This window comes from Glaciecola nitratireducens FR1064, assembly GCF_000226565.1.
Lineage (GTDB): Bacteria > Pseudomonadota > Gammaproteobacteria > Enterobacterales > Alteromonadaceae > Glaciecola > Glaciecola nitratireducens.
In genome coordinates, this window is sequence record NC_016041.1 from 1,214,541 (window position 1) to 1,241,472 (window position 26,932).

Below are 26,932 nucleotides of genomic sequence, written 5' to 3' on the forward strand. Positions count from 1 at the left end.
AGAAGCGTCCAAATTATTGGTCACACTTCATTGTTAGGGCTTTTTGCTAATACGTAAAAGTAATTTTAATTAAGAGCGCTCTAGCTCTGCACGGTAATGTGGCTTGCTGATAACCAACTGAACCGTACTAATTGCGCGCTCTAAAAAACCACCTTCGCAGTAGTTTAGATAATATTGCCACATACGAGCGAACCGTTCGTCGTATCCATCTTTTTCAAGCGCTTCCTTACTTGCGTCAAATGCTATATGCCAGTCGTGTAGTGTTCTAGCGTAATCTAAGCCAATATCATGTAAGTCACGAATGTTCATGTCGGTACATTTCTTTAAAAACTTATTGATGGCAAATTGAGAAGGTAAAAAGCCGCCAGGGAATATATGTTTCTGAATAAAATCGACACTGTCTGAGTAACTGTCATAGCGACGGTCATCAATAGTAATGGCTTGCAAAAGCATGAGTCCGTTTGGCTTCAGCAACGAAGAACATTTTTCAAAGAAATTAGCTAGATACGCTTTGCCGACAGCTTCTATCATTTCGATTGACACTAATTTATCAAATTTACCTTCCAATAAACGATAGTCTTTTTTCAATAAGGTGATTTTCTCATTCAAACCTTCCCTACTTACCCATTCTTGGGCATAAGCATACTGCTCATCAGAAATCGTGGTGGTAGTTACTTTACAGCCGTAGTGCTTTGCTGCGTAGATGGCCAAGCCACCCCAGCCTGTGCCTATCTCCATTAAATGGTCGTTTTCAGATAGTTGTAACTTGTCGCAAATTGAGCGCAGTTTGTTCTCTTGAGCTTCAGCTAGCGTTGCTTCTGGCGTAGGGTAAATAGCCGAGGAATACATCATCGAAGGGTCTAAAAACTTTTCATATAATTTGTTGCCCAGGTCGTAATGAGCTGAGATGTTTTTCTTAGCCTGCTCACGTGAATTGCGTCGCATAAAATGCTGTACTTTCAGCACCGGCATCGTGACCCACTTGAATTTATTTTCCCATTCATCCAATGTGCTTAGGTTGCGCGCGAAAATCCGAATCACGTTAGTTAAACTTGGCGTTGTCCACCAACCATCTGTAAATGTTTCGCCTGATGCAACACTTCCTCCAAGTACTAAGCGTTTGTAAGCACGAGCGTCAATGATATTTACTTCGGCATGCAAGTCTTGGTCTGGGTTGCCGCATTGTGCAACTAATCGACCGTTTTCTTTTAAAGTTAAATGCCCTTCGGGCATATTTTGCATAGCTTTAACAAAAAGCTGCCGATAAGTACGGTCCATAAATGTCATTGAATCGGTGTTTTGTATTGTTTGTTCGCCATGTGACATATCTATTCCTTACCTCATGGATGCATATAAATTGGAACGCGTTTAAAAAAGAGCTTAATTGCTTGCCAATAAATTCCCGCAACCGTTTTTAAGGTCATACTAGGAATACTGAGTAAAGCGCCACGCAGTGTTTTTGTTGTTAAGGGCTGTCTTTGCATATTCAAGGCAGCCTCAAAGTGTTTCTCATGCTTTATACACGAAAGATGCAATCTTAGATTTTCATTTGGTTGTTTTATTTTCCACTGATAGGTCATATCCATTGGATTGAATGGAGAAACGTGGAATTCCTTGTCGCAGTCTTCTTGTTTGGCTAAATCTACCAAATAGTGATGTCTCTTGTTCCAAGGTGTATTGCTCACTTCAGCCAGCATGTGGGTATACTTACCTTCTGAATTTCTAAGATAATAAAAATTAACTGGGCTAAAGTACCAGCCAAATGTACGAACTTGCCCGAGAAAGTAAACGTCACCCGATAGTTTGGACCCGTTTAACTCAGACATTCTTGCGATAACAGATGACTCTAGCTTTTTCGCAGGGTCGCCTAAGTAATCTTTACGTAAAAATTTGACAGGACTAAACCCATTTGATTTATTCGAAAAGCCTTTGACGTCAGTATCTAATTGCTCAATTTCGCTTAACTTTAACCAGTACAAATAAATCTTGTAGTTGAACCTATGTACTTTCGGTACAAAGCGTTGATGATGCACAACCCCAGTGTACAGAGCTGACTCGGTCTGTCGTTGAATTGATGTGTTTGACTTCTGCAGGGACATTATAAGCTCGCACCAAAGCGCTTACAAACATCTAATGCACTGCGAAGACCGTCTTCATGGAAACCGTTGTACCAATATGCACCACAAAAATGAATGCCATCTTTCCCGCATATTTCTTCTCTGCGTTCTTGCGCACTCACCATTTTGGGACTGAATTGTGGGTGTGCATAATAATATGTGCCCAACACTTTGTCTGGCGATATGGCTTGGGTGTTGTTTAAAGTCACGCAAAAGGTAGTGTCGCTTTTTAATCTTTGCAAGATGTTCATGTTGTAGGTCACTGCTGCAGGCCTCGATGCTTCTGCCTTAGCGCCTTCAATTTCATAATTCCAACTTGCCCAGGCAAGCGGCCGATCAGGTAGAACAGACGTGTCGGTGTGCAGCACAACTTCATTCATAGAGTAAGGAATAGCTCCCAAAATTTCCTTATATAAATGCATGTCTACCTCATTTTGAGGCTCTTCACACAGCATTTTTAATGCTTGGTCGCTATGGCACGCAAATATTACTTCATCAAAGGTTTCTTCACCTTTTTCACTGACTACAACGAAGCTGCTATCTACTTTTACTACACTTTTAACAGCGTCATTTACACTAATTTTACTACTGAAAGATTCAATTAAAGGCGCGATATATTGGCTTGAGCCGCCGACAAGAGTAAACCATTGCGGTCTGTTGGTAATGTTGAGTAGGCCGTGATTATTAAAAAATTTCAGAAAGAAAGACAGCGGGAAATTAGCAGAGGCCTCTAAACTCGTTGACCATATTGCGGCGCACATAGGCAGTATATAGTTGTGTGTGAAAACCTCACTCAGCTTATGTTGCGTAATAAATTGTTGAAGTGTGATGTTGTCAGTATCTTTATTGTCGGCAATGTGGGACTTACACAACTTGTTGAATTTAACTATGTCGAGCACTAAACGCCAAAAAGAAGGCCGCAATATATTTCGCCGCTGGGCAAACAAGCTGTTGATAGTATTGCCGTTATATTCCATCTTTGTTTTGATATTTTTAACACTAAAGCTCATTTCGGTAGGCTGAGTATCAACGTTGAGCGTTTGCATTAATTTTATAAAGTTTGGATACGTCCACTCGTTGTAAACAATAAAACCGGTGTCGATGGCATATGTAGTGTCATTCACAACGACATTCTTTGTTGCCGTATGACCGCCTATATAATCGTTCGCCTCGTAGACTTTCACTTCATACTGTTTGTTTAGTAAGTACGCAGAACTCAGGCCTGATATACCTGTACCAATGATGGCAATTCTCTTAGTCATTGCGAGCGTTCTCTTTTTTCTTTGGTTTCTGACGCATGCTGATGCATATTTTTTTCTGCACTCTTTCGGGGAGTAGGTTTAACAAGCGGACAATAAAACTAAATCTTCTCGGAAAATAAACACTAGCTCGAGAAGAAACGATTCCTTTAAGCATGTATTCTGCTGCTTCTTCTGCACTAATAACCATGGGCATTGGAAAATCGTTTTTATCGGTCAGCGGTGTTTTTACAAAACCTGGCGATAAGGTTTGTACCGCAATCCCTTTGTGCGCTAGATCGACTTCAAAACTTTTGGCAATATAGTTCAAGGCGGCTTTGCTCGCTCCGTAAGCTTGGCTTTTTGGAAAGGGCAGCAAGCGGGCAAGGCTGTCAACGAAGACAATTTTATTCCCTGATTTAAGGACAGGGATGAGTGCAGATACAACATTAACGACGCCGAACACGTTTGCATCAAAAACACGTTTAAACATGTCTGGTTCTATATTATTGATATCAACATATTCGCAAGTTCCTGCGTTTAGGACTGCGATATCACATTTTACATTAGCTAATGCGTCCTTCGTTGCAGCTTCATCCGTTACATCGAAGCGACATGTTGTCATGTTCTCTATTTTGGCAAGCTCAGCCAGTTTTTCTTCATTTCTGCCGCAGGCAATCACCTTATGTCCATCATTTACGCAGCGCTTCGCGAGGGCTTCGCCAATGCCAGACGTTGCACCGGTGATGAGTATTGTTGCCATTATCCTAATTTCCTTTTGATACGTTTTATAATTCTGCCCAGTAGAGGAATGTTCTCATATACCATCTGACCTAAGTCATAATAATCGCGATGGAATATAATCTTATCGTCCTTGATTTTCAATTGAGTAATACCATCAACGTCAATGGGTTTCCCCTTATTAATTCCGGATGTGGTAAAGGTCATTTTCCACGTCACTAGATAGGCTAGGAGAGCACTTGCGCTTTTTTCTTCACTATTTAGCGAGGCGACTTTATCGATAGAATGTATCTCAAACGAGCAGTTTTTAGCGTTTCTTAGGAGCTTAGTAAAGTATGTTTGCACTGCAGCAATGCCTGAGTGTGTAGCGATAGGGTCGATAAATGTAACGTCATTACTGTATATGTCCGCTAATTCCTCTACTTTCATCGACTCTAGGTCAACATAGAATGATTCAAATTTTTTGATTGCGTTCATATGTGATGCTCTTTGTTTTAATGCTTAATGGATTTTACATCCTATATTATACTTGAGATCAAGAGATTAAATTTTTTTAATTCATTGTGATTTCGATCTAATCTTTAATCTCAGCGTAATCATTATTGTATTCTAAGCTACCGAGAACGTTTGTAATTATGAAGTGTCCATTATTCCCGCTGTCTGCGCATATTCTTCCCGAGGGAAGGATGGCGCTGAGAATTTTCGAACCGCGTTATGTAAGGATGGTGAAAGAGGCCTGCGCCGAAGGCACTGGTTTTGTTATCTGCATGCTGAATTCTAAAGGACAGAAAGAGCTAAATACGCACATCTTTCCAACGGGAACGTATTGCAAGGTTATTGATTTTGATCTTTTAGAAGATGGGCTCTTAGGCATAACAATCGAAGGCATTAATTGTGTAACGATAAGTAATATTGAAACGGAAAAAGATGGTCTACGTGTCGCTGACTGCGAAGACGTCAAGGTGTGGTCTTGCAGTTTTGATATTCAAGACTTAGCTCCGATGAATGAGCGTCTAGGTGAAATATTCGAGACGTACCAAGAGGTTAGTTCGTTATATGAGACAGTTAAGTTAGATGATCCGCTATGGGTGATAAACCGTTGGTTAGAATTACTCCCTGTCGATGCTGAGCAGAAACAACATTTTTTAGCGCAAAAAGATTGCAAGAAAATAGTAGATTATCTTTCGCAGCTGATTGAGTAGTATATCTCGCCTAACACCGAAGCAGGATTGGTCATTATAGGGTTGTATGACCTAAGAAAATAAACGTCTATATTAAACTGCTCTGTTGAGATAAACTGATGCTTGCAAAATCAATTTAAAAAATGATATTAAATTTTTATTTAAGTGATCTTTCTAATTAGCACCTCGTATAAACTAGCAATGCATACGACAGGAAGAACAAAATGCTCATCGGAATCCCATTGGAAAACAACAAGCCAGATGTAAGAAAACCGAAAGACTGTGCGGCAGAAATGTCAGCGCTGTTAGAGACGGTGGCGCAAGAACGTTGCAAAGCGTCCTTCGCAAAAGTATTTGGTTATTTCGCTCCCCGCTTACGTTCATATGCCTTAAAGCAAATGGGCAATGAAGCTATTGCTATGGAATTAGTTCAAGATACGATGTCAAATGTGTGGCAGAAAGCGCATTTGTTTAATGCAGAGAAAGGTTCTCCTTCAACCTGGATTTTCACGATTGCGCGAAACATTCGTTTCGACATGCTGCGCAAGTTGAAGAATAGAAAGGAAGATGTTTGCTCTGACGATATGTGGCCGATACTTTGCGAACAAACGGCAGACCCGAAAGAAAAGTCTTTGGAAGAACAAATTACACTGCAGCAAGTAGGGGAATTGTTTAACGAATTGCCTGAGAAGCAGAAAGCAGTAATTGAAGCAATTTATATCGATGGAAAGTCTCAGCAAGAAGTTGCAGACGAGTTGGAAATACCTTTAGGTACAGTAAAATCTCGCACGAGACTTGCCCTACAACGTTTAAAGGACATGTTAGAAACACATGATTAATTTTCATCCTACAAACGAAAGATTAGATGCATTTGCAGATGGCCTTATGGCGCCTGCCGAAGCATTGATTATTTCAGCCCACTGCGACATGTGTTCGAAATGTGCCAAGAAAGTAGCGCTATATACTGATGCAAATGCAGAAATAGTCTTCGACCAAAGCAGCCCGAAGGCAGAACCTGGCATTTTTGGTGACATGTTATCTCAAATTATGTCTGAAGAAGTGGATAGGGGCATAGTAGTTGAGCCAACTAACAGGGTGTTAGAGTTGGATGGTCGTAAGTTTACTTTACCTCGGTCACTAAATAGGTTGTCTGAGTCGATGGGAAACTGGTCCCACATGGTTGGGAAGCTTTGGCAAGCACCTGTAAATATTGGTGGTGACAACGTCGCAAACTTTATTTTTATGGAGAAGGGTGGGTCTGTTCCAGAGCATACCCATAGAGGCAGTGAGATGACTCTAGTTGTCAATGGTGAGTTCAGTGACGGTTTAGCAGACTACGATAGTGGAGACTTCATGGTTATGGATGGTAAACACATACATACACCATCGACGATCTCTGATGAAGGCTGTCTAGTGTTTAGTATCGTCGATAAGCCATTGCATTTTACTTCTGGCTGGGCTCGTCTGATAAACCCATTTAGCCATTTATTCTTTAAGTAAATACACTAGCGTAATATTATTTCAGAATAAATGACAATAAAAAAGCACGCTTTGAGCGTGCTTTTTTGTGCGTAATTTTTCTTTTACTTGTGTAAATCTATTTCTAATCAAGAAATTCACTATCAGGATAGTTCAACCTGAGTGTTCTCATTGTATTCTGCTTAAGTTCAGTCAAGTTAAGCTGATTGTAGCTTGAAACCATAATTTCAAGTGCCGGCTGCACTTGTGTCGTATCGGGAAAATTCTCGATAACATATCTTCCACGGTTAGCTGCAGCTACGTATGCCTGCCTTCTCATGTAATAACGTGCAACCGCAATTTCATAACTAGCGAGTCGATTCTTAATATGCAGCATGCGCTCACTCGCATCAGTTGCATATTTACTGTTCGGATATTTTTGAATTAATCGTCTGAAATCTTCAAAAGCTTCACGTGATTTAGATGGGTCTCGGTCAGAGCGATCCACACCAAGCATTTCTTGAAAAAGATTGTTGTCTAGTTCCATGTTGGTCACGCCGCGCATAAAGTACGCATAGTCAACGTCTGCATGGTTAGGGTTCAAGCGAACAAAGCGGTCGATAGTCGCCAATGCTTGGTCAGGCTTACCTACTTTATAATATGAAAAGATAAGATCCAATTGAACTTGGTGTGAATGTGCGCCAAACGGATATTTTGAATCAATTGCGCTTAAGGTTTGTGCTGCTTGTGCATAGTTACCTACAGCCATGCTTTCACGAGCGTTAGCGTAGAGCGCCTGAACTCCTTGATTAGCAACTGCTTTAGCTTCCTCGTCTTCAGATGAGGCACAGCCTCCTAGGCCAATCATTGCTGCTGCGAGTATTGCTATGCTTATCTTATTTTTCAGTATCATTTGAAATTGCTTAACCTTTTCTATTTATTAATGAGTTGCTCTTTTCAAATCAACTCTTTGTACTTTTCGATGGATTTTTTGCGCCATTAACCATGTTTTCCACCGCGTTTGGCTATTCTACACTAAGCTTTATTTGCTGTGTTAGAAATTCTTGCTGTTATGCAACATAACTTGCTTGCTATACTACGCACACTATTTATTAATGCGAATGTTATGGCTTCCAATAAACTCCAAATTAATCTTTCGGCAACAGTGCCTGAAAATTTATTCGATAAAAGACTAGACCAATGTTTGGCGGTTTTGTTCCCTGAATACTCAAGATCTAAGCTAAAAGAGTGGATACTAGCTGGGTTTGTAAGTGTTGACGGCGAAAAAATCGACACACCACGACTAAAACTAAAAAGCGGTGAAGAAATTGTTATCGACGCTGAGCAAGAAGTGCAGGTCACTAGCGAAGCTCAACACATCGATTTGAATGTTGTTTATGAAGATGAGCATATACTGGTTATCGATAAACAAGCCGGCTTAGTCGTCCATCCCGGTGCCGGAAACCATGACGGCACTCTACTAAATGCATTGTTGGCTAAAGTTCCTGAAATTGATCAAGTACCTAGAGCCGGCATTGTCCATCGCTTAGATAAAGATACAACGGGTTTAATGGTTGTCGCAAAAACACTGCCTGCGCAAACAAGCTTAGTGGAACAGTTGCAGGCTCGAAGCATGGGCCGTGAGTATGAAGCATTGGTTATGGGAACAATGATTGCAGGTGGAGTTATTGATGAACCTATCGGCAGACACGCAACAAAAAGAACAGCAATGGCGGTGAGAGAGTTCGGTAAACCTGCTGTAACGCATTATAGAGTGAAAGAAAAGTTTCGCGCCTATACTCATCTTCGCTTAAAACTGGAAAGTGGCAGAACGCACCAGATCCGAGTTCATATGTCGCATATTAATCATCCATTAGTAGGCGATGCACTTTACGGCGGTAGACCTCGTTTGCCAAAGAACGCTAGCGAACATTTCATTAACGCGTTGCGAGCGTTCAAACGTCAAGCACTGCATGCAGCACAACTGACCTTAATGCATCCGGTTAGTGGCGAAGAAATGACGTTCAAAGCTCCTCTTCCGGAAGATTTTGTTACCTTGTTGAAAGACGTAAGGGAAGACACAAAAATAAACGGAATTGATATCTAATTGGCCTTTATCGAATTTATTCAGCCTTCGTGGCCGGTAAATAAGAGCGTGTTTTGTGTAAGCACCACTACTAGTGGTGGTGTCAGTACCAGTGCGTTCAAAAGCCTAAATTTAGGTTCTCACGTTGGTGATGATCCACATAATGTTGAGCTGAATCGTCAACGTTTGGCCTCTGAACTCAAGCGTTTTGTGCCAGATGTTAAGCCTCTGTCATGGCTTAATCAGACTCACAATACGAACGTTCTTAGACTGTCAGCACCCACAGACGCTGGCAAAGTAGAGGCCGATGCGGCGTTTACTAATATGCCTAATTTACCATGCAGCGTCATGACTGCAGATTGCATGGCCCTCATGATTGCAAACACTGACGGTACTGAAGTTGCTGCGGTTCATGCAGGTTGGAAAGGTTTATTAAACGGCGTTATTGAAAATACAGTAAAGCAGTTTTCCTCGCGGCGTAGTGAGATTCACGTATGGTTCGCACCTTCTATATGTCAGCAGCATTTTGAGGTTGGAGAAGACCTTAAAACCCTATTTTCGAAGTTTCCAAGCGCGTTGAAAGCCTCTACGGTAAAGAATAAAACGCTGCTAAACTTGATTGAAGTAGCGAATTTAAAGCTTGATGAACTGAGTGTTTATCAGCGTTACTATTCAAATATTTGTACCTATTCTTCAGTTAACTTGTTCTCACACCGTCGCTCTACACATCAAGGTATATCTACTTGTGGGCGAATGGCAAACTTGATCTTAATCAAGTAAGACCTCGATTGAATAAAAAACGAGCTTGAAAGTTCGCGTCTTAGACTCCACATTTACTTAATATACATCATGGAGTTAAGTTACTTATGCGTTTAGACCGATTTACAAGCAAGTTTCAAATTGCGATTTCCGATGCACAAAGCCTCGCATTGGGAAGAGATCATCAATACATTGAACCAGTGCATCTAATGATGGCCTTACTAAACCAGCAGGGCGGTTCTGTGCGCCCGTTATTTGATCAAGCAAAGGTCAACGTAAATAGCTTGCGTTCATCACTATCAGAAGCCATTGAAAGATTGCCTCAATTACAAGGTATTGGCGGTGATGTTCAGCTTAGTAATGACACATTAAAACTGCTCAATTTGAGCGATAAGATTGCACAGAAGCGCAAAGATGACTACATCACATCTGAAATATTTGTGCTTGCATGTATGGAAGACAAAGGCCACCTAGGCACGATATTCAAAACATTAGGCGTTAAACAAGAAGCGATTGAGTCAGCGATTAATTCGTTGCGTAATGGTCAAAAAGTGACTGATCCAAATGCTGAAGATGTTCGACAAGCACTGGAAAAGTTTACGATGGATCTAACAGAGCGTGCTGAGCAGGGAAAATTAGACCCAGTGATTGGGCGCGACGATGAGATCCGCCGGACGATTCAAGTCCTGCAGCGCAGAACTAAAAATAATCCTGTGTTGATCGGTGAGCCAGGTGTTGGTAAAACAGCCATTGTTGAGGGTTTAGCGCAACGAATCATTAACGGCGAAGTACCTGAAGGTCTAAAGAACAAACGAGTATTATCTTTAGATATGGGCTCACTCTTAGCCGGTGCAAAATACCGTGGTGAATTTGAAGAACGTTTAAAAGCCGTGTTGAATGAGCTATCCAAAGAAGAAGGCAAAGTCATTTTATTTATTGACGAGCTTCATACCATGGTTGGCGCAGGTAAAGGTGAAGGAGCGATGGATGCAGGAAATATGCTCAAACCAGCGTTAGCACGCGGTGAGTTGCATTGCGTCGGCGCCACTACGCTAGACGAATACAGACAATATATTGAAAAAGACGCGGCGCTAGAACGACGCTTTCAAAAGGTGCAGGTAGATCAGCCCTCGGTGGAGGACACGATTGCTATTTTGCGCGGACTAAAAGAGCGCTATGAGCTTCACCACTCTGTTAACATTACCGACCCGGCTATTGTTGCGGCAGCCAGACTATCTAACCGCTATATCAGCGATAGGCAGTTGCCTGATAAGGCGATTGACTTAATAGATGAAGCTGCGTCTAGCATTAGAATGCAAATAGATTCCAAGCCAGATGAAATGGACAAGCTTGAGCGTCGAATTATTCAATTGAAGCTTGAAGAGCAGGCTTTATCCAAAGAAACCGACACTGCCAGCCTTAAAAGATTAGAGGTAATTGAAATAGAGCGCGAGCAGCTAGAGCAGAAATTTGGCGATTTAGATAAGATTTGGCGCGCTGAAAAAAATGCAATGCAGGGCACCCAGTTTATCAAGGGAGAGCTCGAACAAGCGAAACTTGATCTCGAGATAGCGCGCAGAGCATCTGATTTGTCCAGAATGTCAGAACTCCAGTATGGCCGTATTCCTGAGCTGGAGCTCAAACTTGAGCAGGCCAGTGAGTCTGACATAATGGAAACACAGCTGATAAAAAATAAAGTGACTGAAAATGAAATAGCCGATGTGTTATCTCGTTGGACTGGCATTCCTGTAAGCAAAATGTTGGACAGTGAGAAAGATAAACTAGTTAGTATGGAAGACACTATCGGTAAACGTGTCATTGGCCAAAGGGAAGCAGTGGTTGCTGTTTCAAATGCGATCAGGCGTTCTCGTGCTGGTCTTGCTGACCCAGATAAACCAACCGGCTCGTTTTTGTTTCTAGGTCCAACAGGGGTGGGGAAAACTGAACTATGTAAATCATTGGCTAACTTTTTGTTTGATACTGAAGATGCCATGGTCCGCATTGATATGTCTGAGTTTATGGAGAAACACTCAGTGTCGAGATTAGTGGGTGCGCCGCCGGGCTATGTAGGTTATGAAGAAGGTGGTTATTTAACCGAAGCCGTTAGACGCAAACCTTATTCGGTTATTTTATTAGATGAAGTAGAAAAAGCGCATCCAGACGTATTCAATATTTTGCTGCAAGTGTTGGATGATGGCAGATTGACAGACGGGCAGGGTCGCACAGTCGACTTTAAGAACACTTTAATTATTATGACCTCTAACTTAGGTTCTGACATTATCCAAGGTCACACTGATGACAGCACCTACGAAGAAATGAAGAAGCAAGTGATGGTAGAAGTGTCAGCTCACTTTAGGCCTGAATTTATTAACAGAGTTGATGATATTGTTGTATTCCATTCATTGGGTAGGGAAGAGATAAAGTCGATTGCTAAAATTCAGCTCTTAGGCTTACGTCAGCGCCTACAAGAAATGGGATTAAAATTAGAAATATCTGGTGCAGCATTAGATATAATTGCTGATGCGGGATTTGACCCAGTGTATGGTGCGAGACCGCTGAAGCGTGCAATTCAAACTCAGATTGAAAACCCATTAGCTGAAACTCTATTAAGTGACAAACTTGTCGATAAGGAAGTAGTCAGAATTGATGCGGTTGATGGCGTTTTAGTGATTGCTTAATCAGTCGTTTATAATGCCATTAGGATTACTAATGGCATTATTTAAATAAGCTGATAAATACATCAAAACTGGCGTGTTGTTCTAAACTAGATAGTTGTTCCTTCATGCTTCGTGCGCTTGTTGAGCGAAATTATATGCAGCATCAACGTTATTGTTAGAAAGATAGAAGTCGCCCGTCAATAAATTTACGTCAGGATTTTTGGGTTAGGTTTTGGTCAATGAATCTAAAAGAATTGTAGCCTCATCTATATCGCCTAGCGATAACAATGCTCTCACGCTGTCACGTATGGCAAAGAAGTTGGTTTCATCTAATTCTAAAATTCTATTTAAAGTGACTAAACTGCCAGCGGCATCGGAGACTCGCCATTGAGCTAAACTTAAACGGTATAGGTCGTTTACATTGTCACTATAGAGGCCTAATAATGTTTTAAAATCTTCTTTCGCTTTTGTAAACTCATTTGAGTTATTGAAAATTAGGGCTATTTTGTAGAAATACTTGGCGTTTAAAAAGTCATCCTTTATTAGCGTATTCAGTATTATCAATGCATCACGGTTGTTGCCATTGGCAATATTTATGTCAATCAGCGGTTCGCTAAATAAAACTTTCTCATATCTTTCCTACAACTTAATGGAATTTGTATTCTGCCTAGCAAATTTGATGCTTAAAAGAATTTTGCATATTTTTCAGTTGGTTGTGAGTGTAATGCGCTAGTGTGTCAAAAAGCCTGACACACATGTCTCCTTGACTGGTCACAACAACAGCGGATTGACTAACATATACAGCTCTATTGTTTATGTATACAATTAATCAACGAATAAGAATGCGTGTAAATCGGAGCAGCTGACCGCAATAAAGGTGCTTAGTGTTTCGAAGCGCAGTTAATCTAAACTAATGAGTACAACTATATATATGCAAGCCAATAAACGAAAAGGTATTTATCTCTTACCGAACCTACTAACAACGGCAGGGCTATTTTCAGGCTTTTACGCTGTCGTTATGTCAATGAACAATCATTTTGAATCCGCAGCAATTGCAATATTTGTGGCCATGATATTCGATGGGTTAGATGGTCGTGTTGCGCGGATGACAAATACACAAAGTGACTTTGGAGCCGAATATGATTCGATGGCTGATATGGTTTCTTTCGGCATGGCACCAGCATTGGTAGCTTATAACTTCGGTCTTGCTGAGTTAGGCAAGATTGGTTGGTTAGCGGCGTTCGTTTATGTTGCGTGTGCTGCATTAAGGTTGGCACGGTTTAATACGCAGGTAGGTATTGCTGACAATCGATTTTTTCAGGGCTTAGCGAGTCCGGCCGCGGCTGCACTTGTTGCTGGTATGGTATGGGTAGGAATCGATTACGACATTGATGGAAATGAATATGGGATCATTGTTGCGATAGTGACCGGTATTTCAGGGCTATTAATGGTTAGTAATTTTAAATACAACAGTTTTAAGACGATAGATTTACATGGGAAAGTACCATTTGTAGCAATACTCGTCGTTATGTTGGTATTCATAGTAGTGGCAACTGCACCTTCTCTTGTGCTCTTCATCGTGTTTCTATTATATGCGGTTGCTGGGCCCGTTAATACTTTTAGGTCGGTTGAAAAAGTGACGTTAGAGGATGTGATCGGAGAGACAGCAGAAGACGCCGATTTTGAGGGAGCGTCTGAGGATAATGTCGAAGCTGCAGATAAGAACGCAACATCGAGCAACAATACTGTTGATAAAGATACAGCCGATAATAAAGACAAAGATTCGAAGAAAGAAAAGTAATCATCGGTAATCCAATTTATATCGTTGTAGCATAAGCAGCCTTTAGCACCCACTATTGCTGCTTGTGCCTACTTTTATAGCTTAACCCTGAAGTATCGAATCGTTAAGCTGACAATAGCTTTAAAAGTATAATCATTAAACTGTTGAATTTATTGGTTTAAATCTATTTATTGACGTATTTATATACACTTAATACTAGATTATCTCCCTACCTTATAAAAATAATTGTAAAAAAGACTTGAACACTTTATTTGATTCTGTAGAATGCGCGCTCTGTTCAAGGGAGGCAGCCAAACAGTAGTTTGCTGGTTCGCACGAACAGGATGTTTTAGGGCAGTTTGAATTGGTTTTATCGTTTGCTTCGGTTAAAAATAAATTCAAATTAAATTGCAAAAAACCTTGACAATAAAAACGATGCAGGTAGTATACGCATCCCGCTTGAGACGGCACACAACGTGACTTTCAAGCCGCCAGTGAAATGGAAAGAAGCTGGCATGTTCTTTAACAATTTATAACAAGACAATCTGTGTGGGCACTCATTAAGAGTGTCGACAACAAAAAACGATTTACAAAAAATTTAATTGAAGAGTTTGATCATGGCTCAGATTGAACGCTGGCGGCAGGCCTAACACATGCAAGTCGAACGGAAACATGTCTAGCTTGCTAGATGATGTCGAGTGGCGGACGGGTGAGTAATGCCTGGGAATTTGCCTTTGTGTGGGGGATAACCATTGGAAACGATGGCTAATACCGCATGATACCTACGGGTCAAAGGGGGCTTCGGCTCCCGCGCAAAGAGAAGCCCAGGTGAGATTAGCTAGTTGGTGAGGTAAAGGCTCACCAAGGCGACGATCTCTAGCTGTTCTGAGAGGAAGATCAGCCACACTGGAACTGAGACACGGTCCAGACTCCTACGGGAGGCAGCAGTGGGGAATATTGCACAATGGGCGAAAGCCTGATGCAGCCATGCCGCGTGTGTGAAGAAGGCCTTCGGGTTGTAAAGCACTTTCAGTTGTGAGGAAAGGTTGACGGTTAATACCCGTCAGCTGTGACGTTAGCAACAGAAGAAGCACCGGCTAACTCCGTGCCAGCAGCCGCGGTAATACGGAGGGTGCAAGCGTTAATCGGAATTACTGGGCGTAAAGCGCACGCAGGCGGTCTGTTAAGCTAGATGTGAAAGCCCCGCGCTCAACGTGGGATGGTCATTTAGAACTGGCAGACTAGAGTTTTGGAGAGGAGAGTGGAATTCCAGGTGTAGCGGTGAAATGCGTAGATATCTGGAGGAACATCAGTGGCGAAGGCGACTCTCTGGTCAATAACTGACGCTCATGTGCGAAAGTGTGGGTAGCGAACAGGATTAGATACCCTGGTAGTCCACACCGTAAACGCTGTCTACTAACTGTTTGTGGATTTAATCCGTGAGTAGTGAAGCTAACGCGATAAGTAGACCGCCTGGGGAGTACGGCCGCAAGGTTAAAACTCAAATGAATTGACGGGGGCCCGCACAAGCGGTGGAGCATGTGGTTTAATTCGATGCAACGCGAAGAACCTTACCTACTCTTGACATACTTGGAATTTTTCAGAGATGAATTAGTGCCTTCGGGAACCAAGATACAGGTGCTGCATGGCTGTCGTCAGCTCGTGTCGTGAGATGTTGGGTTAAGTCCCGCAACGAGCGCAACCCTTGTCCTTATTTGCCAGCATTAAGTTGGGTACTCTAAGGAGACTGCCGGTGACAAACCGGAGGAAGGTGGGGACGACGTCAAGTCATCATGGCCCTTACGAGTAGGGCTACACACGTGCTACAATGGCGAGTACAAAGGGATGCAAACTGGTGACAGTAAGCGGACCCCTTAAAGCTCGTCGTAGTCCGGATTGGAGTCTGCAACTCGACTCCATGAAGTCGGAATCGCTAGTAATCGTAGGTCAGCATACTACGGTGAATACGTTCCCGGGCCTTGTACACACCGCCCGTCACACCATGGGAGTGGGATGCAAAAGAAGTAGTTAGTCTAACCTTCGGGAGGACGATTACCACTTTGTGTTTCATGACTGGGGTGAAGTCGTAACAAGGTAACCCTAGGGGAACCTGGGGTTGGATCACCTCCTTACTATTAGTTGCGCGTTCTTAATGCAGTGTTCACACAGATTATCTTGTTATATAAAAGAAAGAGTAAAAAAGTAGTTTAGGCAATATAAGCCTGCAACATAGGCTTGTAGCTCAGCTGGTTAGAGCGCACCCCTGATAAGGGTGAGGTCGGCAGTTCAAGTCTGCCCAAGCCTACCATTTTGTGATTTTTACTGCGTTGGACGCCACCTCATGTGCAAAAGCACACTTCGGTAGCTTCCGCCTTGTTAAAATCCCAAAATACATTTTTACTCGCATGTAAGGGGCTTTAGCTCAGCTGGGAGAGCGCCTGCCTTGCACGCAGGAGGTCAGCAGTTCGATCCTGCTAAGCTCCACCAATTTCTGTGATGGAAATTGACCTTACATGAAAAGGCAACAACCTTAATGAATACGCATATTGAATGTTTATCCATTAAGGTTTTTTAAACCTTAAAAGTGACGCATTAGTGTGTCACTGTTCTTTAACAATTTGGAAAGCTGATAATTAGTAATCAATATTTAACGAAAGAGTAATTGATGAATTAAATTCAACTTAGGTTGAATGAGATTCTTTCAACGCTACTCTATCTGACAAAGTGTAAGTGATTGATGTCATTAACCGTCATTAGGCGAGTGATACATCGGTTGCGTAGAAGTTTCCGCTGAAAGGCGCGAAAATTCTACACGATATTTGATTAGCAAAACTTGTCATGCATACGACTAGCAGATTACGAGCAATCGTTAAGCTGCACCACAGTTGCCGATTAAAAAGGCGGTGGCTGATAAAATGCGCATGTTTTCATTCTTGGCGGGGTGAATACGTACGCTATTTTGGGTTGTATGGTTAAGTGACTAAGCGTATACGGTGGATGCCTAGGCAGTTAGAGGCGATGAAGGACGTGTAAGTCTGCGAAAAGCTGTGGTGAGCTGACAAAAAGCATTTGAGCCACAGATGTCCGAATGGGGAAACCCACCGCTTCGGCGGTATCGTTAGGTGAATTCATAGCCTAACGAAGCAAACGAGGGGAACTGAAACATCTAAGTACCCTTAGGAAAAGAAATCAACCGAGATTCCCCAAGTAGCGGCGAGCGAACGGGGAGCAGCCGAGTAATTATGAGGTAGTGGAATGTGTTGGAAAGCACAGCGATACAGGGTGATAGCCCCGTACACGAAGCCTCATAGTTGCCATATTAAGTAGGTCGGGACACGTGTTATCCTGACTGAAGATGGGGGGACCATCCTCCAAGGCTAAATACTCCTAACTGACCGATAGTGAACTAGTACCGTGAGGGAAAGGCGAAAAGAACCCCTGTGAGGGGAGTGAAATAGAACCTGAAACCGTATACGTACAAGCAGTGAGAGCCCACTTGTAGGGTGATTGCGTACCTTTTGTATAATGGGTCAGCGACTTATATTTAGTAGCAAGGTTAACCGAATAGGGGAGCCGTAGCGAAAGCGAGTGTTAACTGCGCGTTTAGTTGCTAGGTATAGACCCGAAACCCGGTGATCTAGCCATGGGCAGGTTGAAGGTTGAGTAACATCAACTGGAGGACCGAACCGACTAACGTTGAAAAGTTAGCGGATGACTTGTGGCTGGGGGTGAAAGGCCAATCAAACCGGGAGATAGCTGGTTCTCCCCGAAATCTATTTAGGTAGAGCCTCGGACGAATTCCATTGGGGGTAGAGCACTGTTAAGGCTAGGGGGTCATCCCGACTTACCAACCCTTTGCAAACTCCGAATACCGATGAGAACTATCCGGGAGACACACGGCGGGTGCTAACGTCCGTCGTGAAGAGGGAAACAACCCAGACCGCCAGCTAAGGTCCCAAAATATTGCTAAGTGGGAAACGAAGTGGGAAGGCTAAGACAGCTAGGAGGTTGGCTTAGAAGCAGCCATCCTTTAAAGAAAGCGTAATAGCTCACTAGTCGAGTCGGCCTGCGCGGAAGATGTAACGGGGCTAAGCAATATACCGAAGCTGCGGATTTGAACTTAGGTTCAAGTGGTAGGGGAGCGTTGTGTAAGTGGCTGAAGGTGAATCGAGAGGTTTGCTGGACATATCACAAGTGCGAATGCTGACATGAGTAACGATAAGGGGAGTGAAAAACTTCCCCGCCGGAAGACCAAGGTTTCCTGTCCCATGCTAATCAGGGCAGGGTAAGTCGGCCCCTAAGGCGAGGCAGAAATGCGTAGTCGATGGGAAACGGATTAATATTTCCGTACTTGGTATATCAGTGAAGGGGGGACGGAGAAGGTTATGCTAGCTTGGCGTTGGTAGTCCAAGTGAAAGTGCGTAGGGTTGAATTTTAGGAAAATCCGGAATTCTACATGCCTGAGACACGAGACGAGTCACTAAGGTGACGAAGTAGCAAATACCCTGCTTCCAGGAAAAGCCTCTAAACTTATGATATATCGAACCGTACCCCAAACCGACACAGGTGGTCAGGTAGAGAATACTAAGGCGCTTGAGAGAACTCGGGTGAAGGAACTCGGCAAAATTGTACCGTAACTTCGGGAGAAGGTACGCCCTTATTTGTGATTGCACTTGCTGCATGAGCATCTGAGGGCCGCAGTGACCAGGAGGCTGGGACTGTTTATTAAAAACACAGCACTGTGCTAAATCGAAAGATGACGTATACGGTGTGACACCTGCCCGGTGCCGGAAGGTTAATTGATGGGGTTAGCGCAAGCGAAGCTCTTGATCGAAGCCCCGGTAAACGGCGGCCGTAACTATAACGGTCCTAAGGTAGCGAAATTCCTTGTCGGGTAAGTTCCGACCTGCACGAATGGTGTAACCATGGCCTCGCTGTCTCCACCCGAGACTCAGTGAAATTGAAATTGCAGTGAAGATGCTGTGTACCCGCACCTAGACGGAAAGACCCCGTGAACCTTTACTACAGCTTGGCACTGAACATTGACCCTACATGTGTAGGATAGGTGGGAGGCTTTGAAGCATTGTCGCCAGATGATGTGGAGCCTACCTTGAAATACCACCCTTGTACGTTTGATGTTCTAACATTGCCCCCTGATCGGGGGTGTGGACAGTGTCTGGTGGGTAGTTTGACTGGGGCGGTCTCCTCCCAAAGCGTAACGGAGGAGCACGAAGGTTGGCTAATCCTGGTCGGACATCAGGAGGTTAGTGCAATGGCATAAGCCAGCTTAACTGCGAGACAGACACGTCGAGCAGGTACGAAAGTAGGTCATAGTGATCCGGTGGTTCTGAATGGAAGGGCCATCGCTCAACGGATAAAAGGTACTCCGGGGATAACAGGCTGATACCGCCCAAGAGTTCATATCGACGGCGGTGTTTGGCACCTCGATGTCGGCTCATCACATCCTGGGGCTGAAGTCGGTCCCAAGGGTATGGCTGTTCGCCATTTAAAGTGGTACGCGAGCTGGGTTTAGAACGTCGTGAGACAGTTCGGTCCCTATCTGGTGTGGGCGTTGGATGATTGATGGGAGCTGCTCCTAGTACGAGAGGACCGGAGTGGACGAACCGCTGGTGTTCGGGTTGTCATGCCAATGGCATTGCCCGGTAGCTACGTTCGGAATCGATAACCGCTGAAAGCATCTAAGCGGGAAGCGAGCCCAGAGATGAGTCATCCCAGACAGTTTAACTGTCCTGAAGGGTTGTTGTAGACTACAACGTTGATAGGCAGGGTGTGGAAGCGTCGTAAGGCGTTAAGCTAACCTGTACTAATTGCCCGTGCGGCTTAACCATACAACACCAAAGTAGCGTAAGCGAAAGGGTTGAAGTGTGACAAGTAGCCAAATCAAATAAAGTAAGACAGAGTAGTGACTCTGCGTTGAATAGAGACATTGATTATTAGCTTTCTAAATATGTTAAAACAAAGATTAATGTAATTGTTGTCATCTACCGCCCTGTGGCGAGAGAGACATCAGTTGCGCAGAAGCCATCGCAAAGAGCGCGATGATTCTGCACCAAGCTTATGCCTGACGGCAATAGCGATACGGTACCACCTGAATCCATTTCGAACTCAGAAGTGAAACGTATTAGCGGCAATGGTAGTGTGGGGTTTCCCCATGTGAGAGTAGCACACCGTCAGGCTCCCATTTAAGAACCCGTCCTTGTGACGGGTTTTTTCTTTCTAGACACGAGAACTCTGTACTACAGTGACCCCTACACCTTTTTCTCACCTGTTTATCATCGACAAAACGCCGGTGTTATCTATTGCATACAGTAAAATAATGAATTTTTCAAGCACCTAGCAGAGTCTTACGAAAATGATTGATGTGGTGTTACCAAAATGAAACATGTTTTGAGGATAAAAGGCGTATTATTTTAGATGTGTTTTTCCAAGTTACTGTAATTATTACATAATTTTTATCTGGCATGAATTGTGAAGTAGATTCATTGAGAACACCTTCTTCTCGTAACTTTTTATGGAATGGAGATTTATTATGAATAATAAACGGAATATATTTTTGTCTATGGTGGCGTTCGCGTTCACGCTCGCCTTAACCTCAACAAGTGCATTTTCAAATGAAGGTTTGTTTAAAACTTTAGATACAGACGCAAACGGTATGATTTCTGAAGAGGAAGCCGAAGCTCACGACGTGCTTTATGAGCTATTTGATTCCCTAGATATCGATGGCGATGGTTTTATTAGCTCGGATGAATTTGCAGTCGCCAATTTGAAAAAATAATTTTTAACGTCACTTTTTACCAAACAAGGATTCCTGTTTTTGCCTCATGGATGAGGCTTTCCCTTCTTAACTCTACTGATTTAGTCATAGCCTGCGACAAAAGTATTATTAATCAATGTAGCTTTTGCGCCGATAATAACTATATTATTCATCAGTCTTTATTGTCTGTACGGAAGACGCTCATTTAAATCAATTTCAGAGGGCTGTCTATTGAAACCGATTTTGCTTCTTAGAACCTTAGGGTCTGTTTTTCTAATTGCCGTTGTTTATATTACTTTTTATTTCGAGTTAGGGCCGCTAATCACTAGTGTCTCCGTCTGCATCATTTTTATTGCGGCTACTTTTGCATTCGCTTTTTTTGCAAGCGCGTCGAAAACTCAGGATATTGCGCCTGCTAGTACCATCGTGCAAGACATGCGAAGGGCAGGTGAAAATATTGCACAGCAATCGAGTGAAATAGCCATTGGTAGCGCAAACGTGTCTCATTTCGTAGATAAATTAGCCAATTTATTTGATGCGCAAGTTGAAAGTACGAAACAAATCGCAGAACGTGTTACAGCCATTGAAAGCTCCAATCAATCCATTATTGAAATTAGCCAAGAAGCTTTAATTAGTATTTCAGATTCATTTGGCGATGCAAACGACTCTGTGGAATTGTTGCAACAAGTGTCCGCTCAACAAATCACACTGCAATCTCGCATAAACGACACCAATACACTTTTATTAAGCCTAAGAGACAATGCAACGGATATAGCAAGCATTGTAGAAACGATTAATCAACTCGCAGCTCAAACTAACATGCTGGCACTTAATGCAGCCATTGAGGCAGCTAGGGCTGGTGAGCAGGGTAGAGGATTTGCTGTAGTTGCAGATGAGGTAAGAAATTTAGCAAAAAGGACGACGGAAGCAACAAAGGGAATTAAGTCGGTACTTGAAGAAATTACCAAAGGCAGTAATTCTTCCGTTGAGGCGATTGAGAAAGTTACCAATGCTGGGAATCAAATGGCAGATTATGTAGCTCAAGCATCTGATCGTGTATCTAAATCAGCTTCAACCTCATTGATAGCCAAAGAGTCGATGGATAGCCTGACCATACGTGTTGCTGAAACTAAAGAGGTAAATAGCGGAATTTCAACGCACGCAGAGAGTCTTTTTCTTTCTACTGATTCTTTAAAGCGAGAACTAGAGGATGTCTCTGATAAGGTACTGGTATTGTGTCATCAAACTGAAGGAATATTTCGAACCCTAAACGTGTTCGATTTAGAGAATAGAAATGCAATGGTTCAGAACTTGGCAATTCAAACTGCCGGTGCAATCGGCAAGTTATTTGAAGAATCAATACATAATGCAAAGATAAGTGAAAATGATCTTTTTGATACTAATTATCAGCCTATTGCAAATACTGACCCAATGAAACACACGACTAAATTTGATAAGTTTACAGATAAGCTATTACCGTCATTACAAGAAACAATTCTTCAGGAAAATAATTTTATTATTTATGCAGGTGCGGTTGATAGAAATGGTTATTTTCCAACGCACAATCATTGCTTTTCGAAGCCATTAACTGGCAACTATGAGACAGATTTGGTCGGTAATAGAACTAAACGAATATTTGACGACTATACGGGTTCACGATGCGGTAGCAATCAAGAATTGTTTTTACTGCAAACCTATAAACGCGATACGGGTGAAGTTATGCATGATTTATCAGCACCTATTTATGTGAACGGTAAACACTGGGGAGGATTTAGAATAGGCTATAAAGCGTCTTAGTAAAAACTCAACCAATAGCGCAAAAAGAAACGCTATTGGCTGTTAAGTATGCCCATCTTTAGCTTTAGCGTTTTCACGTTAAAGTGCTTCATGCACATCTTGTAAATGAGATTATCCAGCTAGTAGACATAGATCGAAATCTTCTAGTAATAAACACATCAAATCCTGTTTTTTTTGACCTCAATCAAGTAATATTCACCGCTCTTAAATTACTGTCAACAACGAAGGTCGTGCCAATGAGTAATGATACTGAATTTAAAGAAGTTTTTAACGGTTGGTATTTTTTGGGGGTGCTTGTTGTTTTACTAGCGTTGCCACTTATGCATATACTAGCTGGTTGGTATGTATTCTTTTTCAGCAATTAATCTGTATTAGGTAGTGAAGTGACAATCGAATTAATCAAATCTGCAATAACCTCCATCCCTGATTATCCAAAAAAAGGGATCATGTTTCGTGATGTAACGAGTGTGCTTCAAAATCATGAAGCTTTCACCGCTTGTATTGAGCAATTGAAAGCCCAATTTAATGGAATGACTTTTGACAAGGTTGTTGGCACTGAAGCAAGAGGATTCCTTTTTGGCGCTCCATTAGCCCTAGAAATGGGGATCGGCTTCGTTCCCGCCAGGAAACCTGGCAAATTGCCCAGAGAAGTGATTTCTGAAACATATGAACTTGAATATGGTATCGATGCCTTAGAAATACATAAAGATGCTATTTTACCTGGCGAAAGAGTATTAATGATTGACGATCTGCTCGCTACAGGCGGCACAATGGTCGCCACTGCTAATTTAATTCGTCAATTAGGCGGTATCGCTGAACACGCAGGTTTTGTTATATCCTTACCTGAAATTGGCGGTGCGAAAAAGTTAGAAGAACATGGTGTGACACCATTTAGTTTAATTGAATTTGAGGGTGAGTAACTTACTATAATGAGCTATCAAGTATTGGCAAGGAAATGGCGACCACAAAAATTCGCTGAGCTAGTTGGCCAAGAGCATGTTGTTAGTGCTATTTCCAACGCACTTGATAACGACAAGTTACATCACGCTTACTTGTTTACTGGAACACGAGGCGTTGGTAAAACAACAATAGCTCGAATATTTTCAAAAAGTTTGAACTGTGAAACAGGGCAAAGTGCAACACCATGTGGCACCTGCGATGCCTGTCGAGATATCGATGAAGGCCGATTCGTAGATTTGTTGGAGATAGACGCAGCTTCAAGAACAAAAGTCGAAGACACGAGAGAGTTGCTCGATAATGTTCAGTACAAGCCCACTCGCGGACGCTTTAAAGTATATTTGATCGATGAAGTGCATATGCTTTCTAAGCACAGCTTCAACGCTTTATTAAAAACATTGGAAGAGCCTCCTCCGCACGTTAAGTTTTTGCTAGCGACGACGGATCCGCAAAAACTACCTGTCACAATATTATCCAGATGTTTACAGTTTAGTCTCAAAGCTTTGTCTCGAGAACAGATTCAAAAGCAGCTAGAGTATATTTTAGAGCAAGAAAGTATCCCGTCTGAACGAGTGGCTTTATCGCATTTAGCTCGGGCCGCTCAAGGGAGCATGCGCGACGCATTGAGCTTAACCGATCAAGCAATTGCTCAGGGTAATAATCAAGTAACAGCTCAAATTGTTACGGATATGCTTGGTCTACTAGATAAAAATCAAGTATTACGATTGGTTAAAGCTGTTATTGAAAAGAATAGTCAGGAAGCCCTGAAACAGTTAGATGAAATTTGTGTACACGCGCCAGACTATTCGCAAGTGTTGTCAGAAGTTCTGAGTTTGTTACATCAAGTGTCATTAACACAAATAGTGCCTGATATCTGTAAAATTGAAACCTTGAGCGCGCGGGCTGTTTATCAATTATCAAAGTCGGTATCCGCAGAACATATTCAATTGTTGTATCAGCTCGTGTTGCAAGGCAAAAAAGATTTACCTTTCGCTCCGGATGCTTTTACTGGCTTGCAGATGACTATACTGCGTATGCTTGCGTTTAGCCCAGCTCAGGCAGTTGAACTTGATTTAGAAACTGCACACACCGACGCTTTGGCAGAAAAAAAAACAGTCGACTTAGCCTCGAAGGCTTCTAATGCTTCAAAAGAACTTAATACAACAGAAGTTCCTGTTGCTTCAGTACAAAATAACCAAACGCTTCCTACTGAAAATAAGCCGGTAATTCCAACACAAAAACTTGACACACAATCCCCAGAAAATATCCTTTTAGCAGAACAAGCAGAACAAGCAGAACAAGCAGAACAAGCAGAACAAGCAGAACAAGCAGAACAAGCAGAAACAAGCAAGAACAAGCAAGAACAAGCAGAACAAGCAGAACAAGACAGAACAAGCAGAACAAGCAGAACAAGACAGAACAAGCAGAACAAGATATTTTCAATATGTCTTTCGTGGACGAAGATGTTGAACAAACAATGTTTGATGAGTTTCACGAACTACAAGATGAAGCGCAAACACAGCGTGAGCACGCGGCTAGTTTATTAACGCCAGAAGTAACAGATTCAGCGCTACATACTCCTAATGCAGAACAAAATATCGAAGAAAATGCAGAGCCTCTGCAAGATAATCTAAGCACGACAACTGATTTACTAGCACTTCACGAATTACTTGAGAACGAAGAGCCTGAAGACGAGGCACAGAGCACTGAAGTTGAAGGCAGCACATCGTCTTTGTTTGATCGTTTAATGAAGCAAGATAATTCCATATTTGTTACTAATGATAACTTGCCGAAGTCGGATTCAAATAAAGACTCAGGTGGAGCAGAAAGCAAGATTATTAGAAACCCATTGATTGAAACTCAGGGCGAAGTGCCGCCTTGGGATGACATAGTCCAATCGAATGAGCAGAATGCTGATGTTGTTGAACCATTTACGGCTGCTGGCCTAGAAAGTCTGGAAGAACATGTCGAAACGACGGATGACGACGAAATTGATTTTGATGAAGCAGACGACGCGCCTTTTGAAAAAGCGTCGGTAGCATCAAAAGAAGAAGAGCTGCAAAGTATATCCCTCGAATCTGACTCACAAACCAATGATGCTCATAATGTAAACCAAGCTTTTACTGAACTGCCGCCCGTTGATGGTGTTGACCAAATGGATGATGCGCAAAGAACTAGCGAGCAGGTAGGTGTTAAGCAGGAAGCTCCCCCAGAGTATTTAGAAACAGAGCACGTGGACGACATATACCCAGAAGAACGACAAAGTACGCCAGAAAAACAATTCGTAGATACCGCAGATGAAATTGCGGCGATGTTTGGGCATGGTGTGAACGACCTCAGCAACGTAAAAATAACTCATCCACAAATTGCACCTTATTTAGAAAATGGTGAAAAATTATTAAGAGCGAAACAAATTAATAAATGGAGTGATTTTATTGAAGAGCTGGGTGTTGGAGGGTTGAATAAACAACTTTTGCTACAATCTAATTTAGTACAACACGGTGAACACTTCATCATTCGCATTGATGAACGCAACAAGCACTTGGACGAAGAGCAACACCACGCTACGATTACCGAAGCACTGAGTAATTTTTATCAAAAGCCTGTCACCTTTGAAGTGCAGTGCGGTGATGTAGACGAAACACCATTTCAAATACAGCAACAGATATCGTTGGTAAGACACCAACATGCCCACAAGGTTGTGGAAACTAATGATTCAATTCAAGAATTGATAAAAGCGTTTGAAGGACGAGTTATTGAAGGTTCTATAAAACCAAGGTAACAAACGACCCGTATTGATAACTATTGATAGGACAATTTGAGTTCTGTCCAAGATAAATTAGGAGATGAAAATGTTTAAAGGCGGCATGGGTAATATGATGAAGCAGGCCCAGCAAATGCAAGAGAAAATGAAAAAAGCACAGGATGAACTCGCTTCCCTAGAAGTAACAGGAGAGTCTGGTGCCGGCCTAGTTAAGGTGACAATGACTTGTAATCATAATGTGAGACGAGTAGAGATCGACCCATCTCTTATGGAAGATGATAAAGACATGATTGAAGATTTGGTTGCTGCGGCAACAAATGACGCTGTGCGTCGCGTTGCTGAAACAAGTCAAGAAAAAATGGGTTCAGTAACTGGCGGGATGAATCTGCCACCTGGCTTTAAGATGCCTTTCTAGCTTTAAGTCGATTCAATGCATTAGTTTGTTATTTGCTAAAGATAGCAGGTGAGACGGGGTGATGTTTTGGTAAGGAAGGTTTGGCATGCAAGCAATGACAGCATGCCAAACTTAGTACATAGCTTTTAGATACTAAAAGCGATAGTTAGCTCCATTAGAAACTCTACGACCAGTTAGGCCTTGGTAACACAACAAGACACCTTCACT

20 protein-coding genes, 2 tRNA genes, 3 rRNA genes and 1 pseudogene are annotated in these 26,932 nt (G+C 42.4%); 19 read left to right on the forward strand and 7 right to left on the reverse strand.

Features of this window, described 5'->3' with window-relative positions; genetic code table 11:
* Positions 1–69 precede the first annotated feature (69 nt).
* From GNIT_RS05310 to GNIT_RS05330, 5 genes are read right to left on the reverse strand one after another with little or no spacing between them, the layout of a single operon-like run.
* On the reverse strand, positions 70–1,326 hold the full coding sequence (locus GNIT_RS05310) for an SAM-dependent methyltransferase (protein ID WP_014108123.1): 1,257 nt from the start codon (positions 1,324–1,326) through the stop codon (positions 70–72).
* 14 nt (positions 1,327–1,340) lie between these two features.
* Positions 1,341–2,099, reverse strand: coding sequence for a DUF1365 domain-containing protein (locus GNIT_RS05315; RefSeq protein WP_014108124.1), 759 nt, complete (start codon positions 2,097–2,099; stop codon positions 1,341–1,343).
* On the reverse strand, positions 2,099–3,379 hold the full coding sequence (locus tag GNIT_RS05320; RefSeq protein ID WP_014108125.1) for an NAD(P)/FAD-dependent oxidoreductase: 1,281 nt from the start codon (positions 3,377–3,379) through the stop codon (positions 2,099–2,101). Before GNIT_RS05320 ends, GNIT_RS05315 begins: the two co-directional genes overlap by 1 nt.
* Positions 3,372–4,118 carry an SDR family NAD(P)-dependent oxidoreductase gene (locus GNIT_RS05325; RefSeq protein WP_014108126.1) on the reverse strand — a complete coding sequence of 249 codons (747 nt, stop codon included), beginning with the start codon at positions 4,116–4,118 and terminating at the stop codon, positions 3,372–3,374. The genes GNIT_RS05320 and GNIT_RS05325 overlap by 8 nt, the downstream gene beginning before the upstream one ends.
* Positions 4,118–4,573, reverse strand: coding sequence for a nuclear transport factor 2 family protein (locus GNIT_RS05330; protein ID WP_014108127.1), 456 nt, complete (start codon positions 4,571–4,573; stop codon positions 4,118–4,120). The genes GNIT_RS05325 and GNIT_RS05330 overlap by 1 nt, the downstream gene beginning before the upstream one ends.
* 158 nt (positions 4,574–4,731) lie before the next feature.
* On the opposite strand from GNIT_RS05330, the gene GNIT_RS05335 reads away from it, so the two are divergent.
* The 3 genes from GNIT_RS05335 (at position 4,732) to GNIT_RS05345 (ending at position 6,777) form a co-directional block, all read left to right on the forward strand.
* Complete coding sequence (locus tag GNIT_RS05335; protein ID WP_014108128.1) at positions 4,732–5,298, forward strand: LON peptidase substrate-binding domain-containing protein; 567 nt, start codon at positions 4,732–4,734, stop codon at positions 5,296–5,298.
* Positions 5,299–5,501: 203 nt separating this feature from the next.
* Complete coding sequence (locus GNIT_RS05340; protein ID WP_014108129.1) at positions 5,502–6,116, forward strand: sigma-70 family RNA polymerase sigma factor; 615 nt, start codon at positions 5,502–5,504, stop codon at positions 6,114–6,116.
* The gene (locus GNIT_RS05345; protein WP_014108130.1) at positions 6,109–6,777 is read left to right on the forward strand and encodes a ChrR family anti-sigma-E factor; all 669 of its coding nucleotides are present in this window, start codon (positions 6,109–6,111) and stop codon (positions 6,775–6,777) included. The genes GNIT_RS05340 and GNIT_RS05345 overlap by 8 nt, the downstream gene beginning before the upstream one ends.
* A gap of 103 nt (positions 6,778–6,880) precedes the next feature.
* On the opposite strand, the gene GNIT_RS05350 is transcribed toward GNIT_RS05345, so the two are convergent.
* Positions 6,881–7,648 carry an outer membrane protein assembly factor BamD gene (locus GNIT_RS05350; protein WP_014108131.1) on the reverse strand — a complete coding sequence of 256 codons (768 nt, stop codon included), beginning with the start codon at positions 7,646–7,648 and terminating at the stop codon, positions 6,881–6,883.
* A 213-nt stretch (positions 7,649–7,861) separates the two neighbouring features.
* Here GNIT_RS05350 and rluD point away from each other — a divergent pair, with 213 nt between their 5' ends.
* From rluD to clpB, 3 genes are all read left to right on the forward strand, one after another.
* On the forward strand, positions 7,862–8,842 hold the full coding sequence (gene rluD / locus GNIT_RS05355) for a 23S rRNA pseudouridine(1911/1915/1917) synthase RluD (RefSeq protein ID WP_014108132.1): 981 nt from the start codon (positions 7,862–7,864) through the stop codon (positions 8,840–8,842).
* Positions 8,843–9,601 carry a peptidoglycan editing factor PgeF gene (pgeF, locus tag GNIT_RS05360; RefSeq protein WP_014108133.1) on the forward strand — a complete coding sequence of 253 codons (759 nt, stop codon included), beginning with the start codon at positions 8,843–8,845 and terminating at the stop codon, positions 9,599–9,601.
* An 86-nt stretch (positions 9,602–9,687) separates the two neighbouring features.
* Complete coding sequence (clpB, locus tag GNIT_RS05365) at positions 9,688–12,258, forward strand: ATP-dependent chaperone ClpB (RefSeq protein ID WP_014108134.1); 2,571 nt, start codon at positions 9,688–9,690, stop codon at positions 12,256–12,258.
* Between the two features lie 204 nt (positions 12,259–12,462).
* On the opposite strand, the gene GNIT_RS05370 is transcribed toward clpB, so the two are convergent.
* Positions 12,463–12,801, reverse strand: a complete 339-nt coding sequence (locus GNIT_RS05370) for a tetratricopeptide repeat protein (protein WP_014108135.1) — start codon at positions 12,799–12,801, stop codon at positions 12,463–12,465.
* Positions 12,802–13,168: 367 nt separating this feature from the next.
* On the opposite strand from GNIT_RS05370, the gene pssA reads away from it, so the two are divergent.
* The 13 genes and pseudogenes from pssA to GNIT_RS05435 all read left to right on the forward strand — a co-directional run bounded on the left by pssA (position 13,169) and on the right by GNIT_RS05435 (position 26,725).
* Positions 13,169–14,038, forward strand: coding sequence for a CDP-diacylglycerol--serine O-phosphatidyltransferase (gene pssA, locus GNIT_RS05375; protein WP_014108137.1), 870 nt, complete (start codon positions 13,169–13,171; stop codon positions 14,036–14,038).
* Between the two features lie 578 nt (positions 14,039–14,616).
* Positions 14,617–16,149, forward strand: a 16S ribosomal RNA gene (locus GNIT_RS05380).
* Positions 16,150–16,248: 99 nt separating this feature from the next.
* A tRNA-Ile gene (locus tag GNIT_RS05385) sits at positions 16,249–16,325 on the forward strand.
* 103 nt (positions 16,326–16,428) lie between these two features.
* A tRNA-Ala gene (locus tag GNIT_RS05390) sits at positions 16,429–16,504 on the forward strand.
* A gap of 483 nt (positions 16,505–16,987) precedes the next feature.
* Positions 16,988–19,866 (forward strand): 23S ribosomal RNA (locus tag GNIT_RS05395).
* Between the two features lie 232 nt (positions 19,867–20,098).
* Positions 20,099–20,214: ribosomal RNA gene (gene rrf / locus GNIT_RS05400) — 5S ribosomal RNA — on the forward strand.
* The 16S, 23S and 5S rRNA genes sit together here with 2 tRNA genes alongside, the layout of an rRNA operon.
* A gap of 353 nt (positions 20,215–20,567) precedes the next feature.
* Positions 20,568–20,813, forward strand: a complete 246-nt coding sequence (locus GNIT_RS05405; RefSeq protein WP_014108139.1) for an EF-hand domain-containing protein — start codon at positions 20,568–20,570, stop codon at positions 20,811–20,813.
* A gap of 210 nt (positions 20,814–21,023) precedes the next feature.
* Positions 21,024–22,589, forward strand: coding sequence for a methyl-accepting chemotaxis protein (locus GNIT_RS05410; RefSeq protein WP_014108140.1), 1,566 nt, complete (start codon positions 21,024–21,026; stop codon positions 22,587–22,589).
* 236 nt (positions 22,590–22,825) lie between these two features.
* Positions 22,826–22,954, forward strand: a complete 129-nt coding sequence (locus tag GNIT_RS18450) for a hypothetical protein (protein ID WP_014108141.1) — start codon at positions 22,826–22,828, stop codon at positions 22,952–22,954.
* Between the two features lie 18 nt (positions 22,955–22,972).
* Positions 22,973–23,509 carry an adenine phosphoribosyltransferase gene (gene apt, locus GNIT_RS05420; protein WP_014108142.1) on the forward strand — a complete coding sequence of 179 codons (537 nt, stop codon included), beginning with the start codon at positions 22,973–22,975 and terminating at the stop codon, positions 23,507–23,509.
* 9 nt (positions 23,510–23,518) lie between these two features.
* Positions 23,519–24,973 (forward strand): annotated as a pseudogene (gene dnaX / locus GNIT_RS05425) (DNA polymerase III subunit gamma/tau); the annotation flags it as partial.
* Between the two features lie 17 nt (positions 24,974–24,990).
* Positions 24,991–26,328, forward strand: a complete 1,338-nt coding sequence (locus GNIT_RS05430) for a DNA polymerase III subunit gamma/tau C-terminal domain-containing protein (RefSeq protein WP_083822417.1) — start codon at positions 24,991–24,993, stop codon at positions 26,326–26,328.
* A gap of 70 nt (positions 26,329–26,398) precedes the next feature.
* Positions 26,399–26,725, forward strand: a complete 327-nt coding sequence (locus tag GNIT_RS05435) for a YbaB/EbfC family nucleoid-associated protein (protein WP_014108143.1) — start codon at positions 26,399–26,401, stop codon at positions 26,723–26,725.
* Positions 26,726–26,932: the final 207 nt, after the last annotated feature.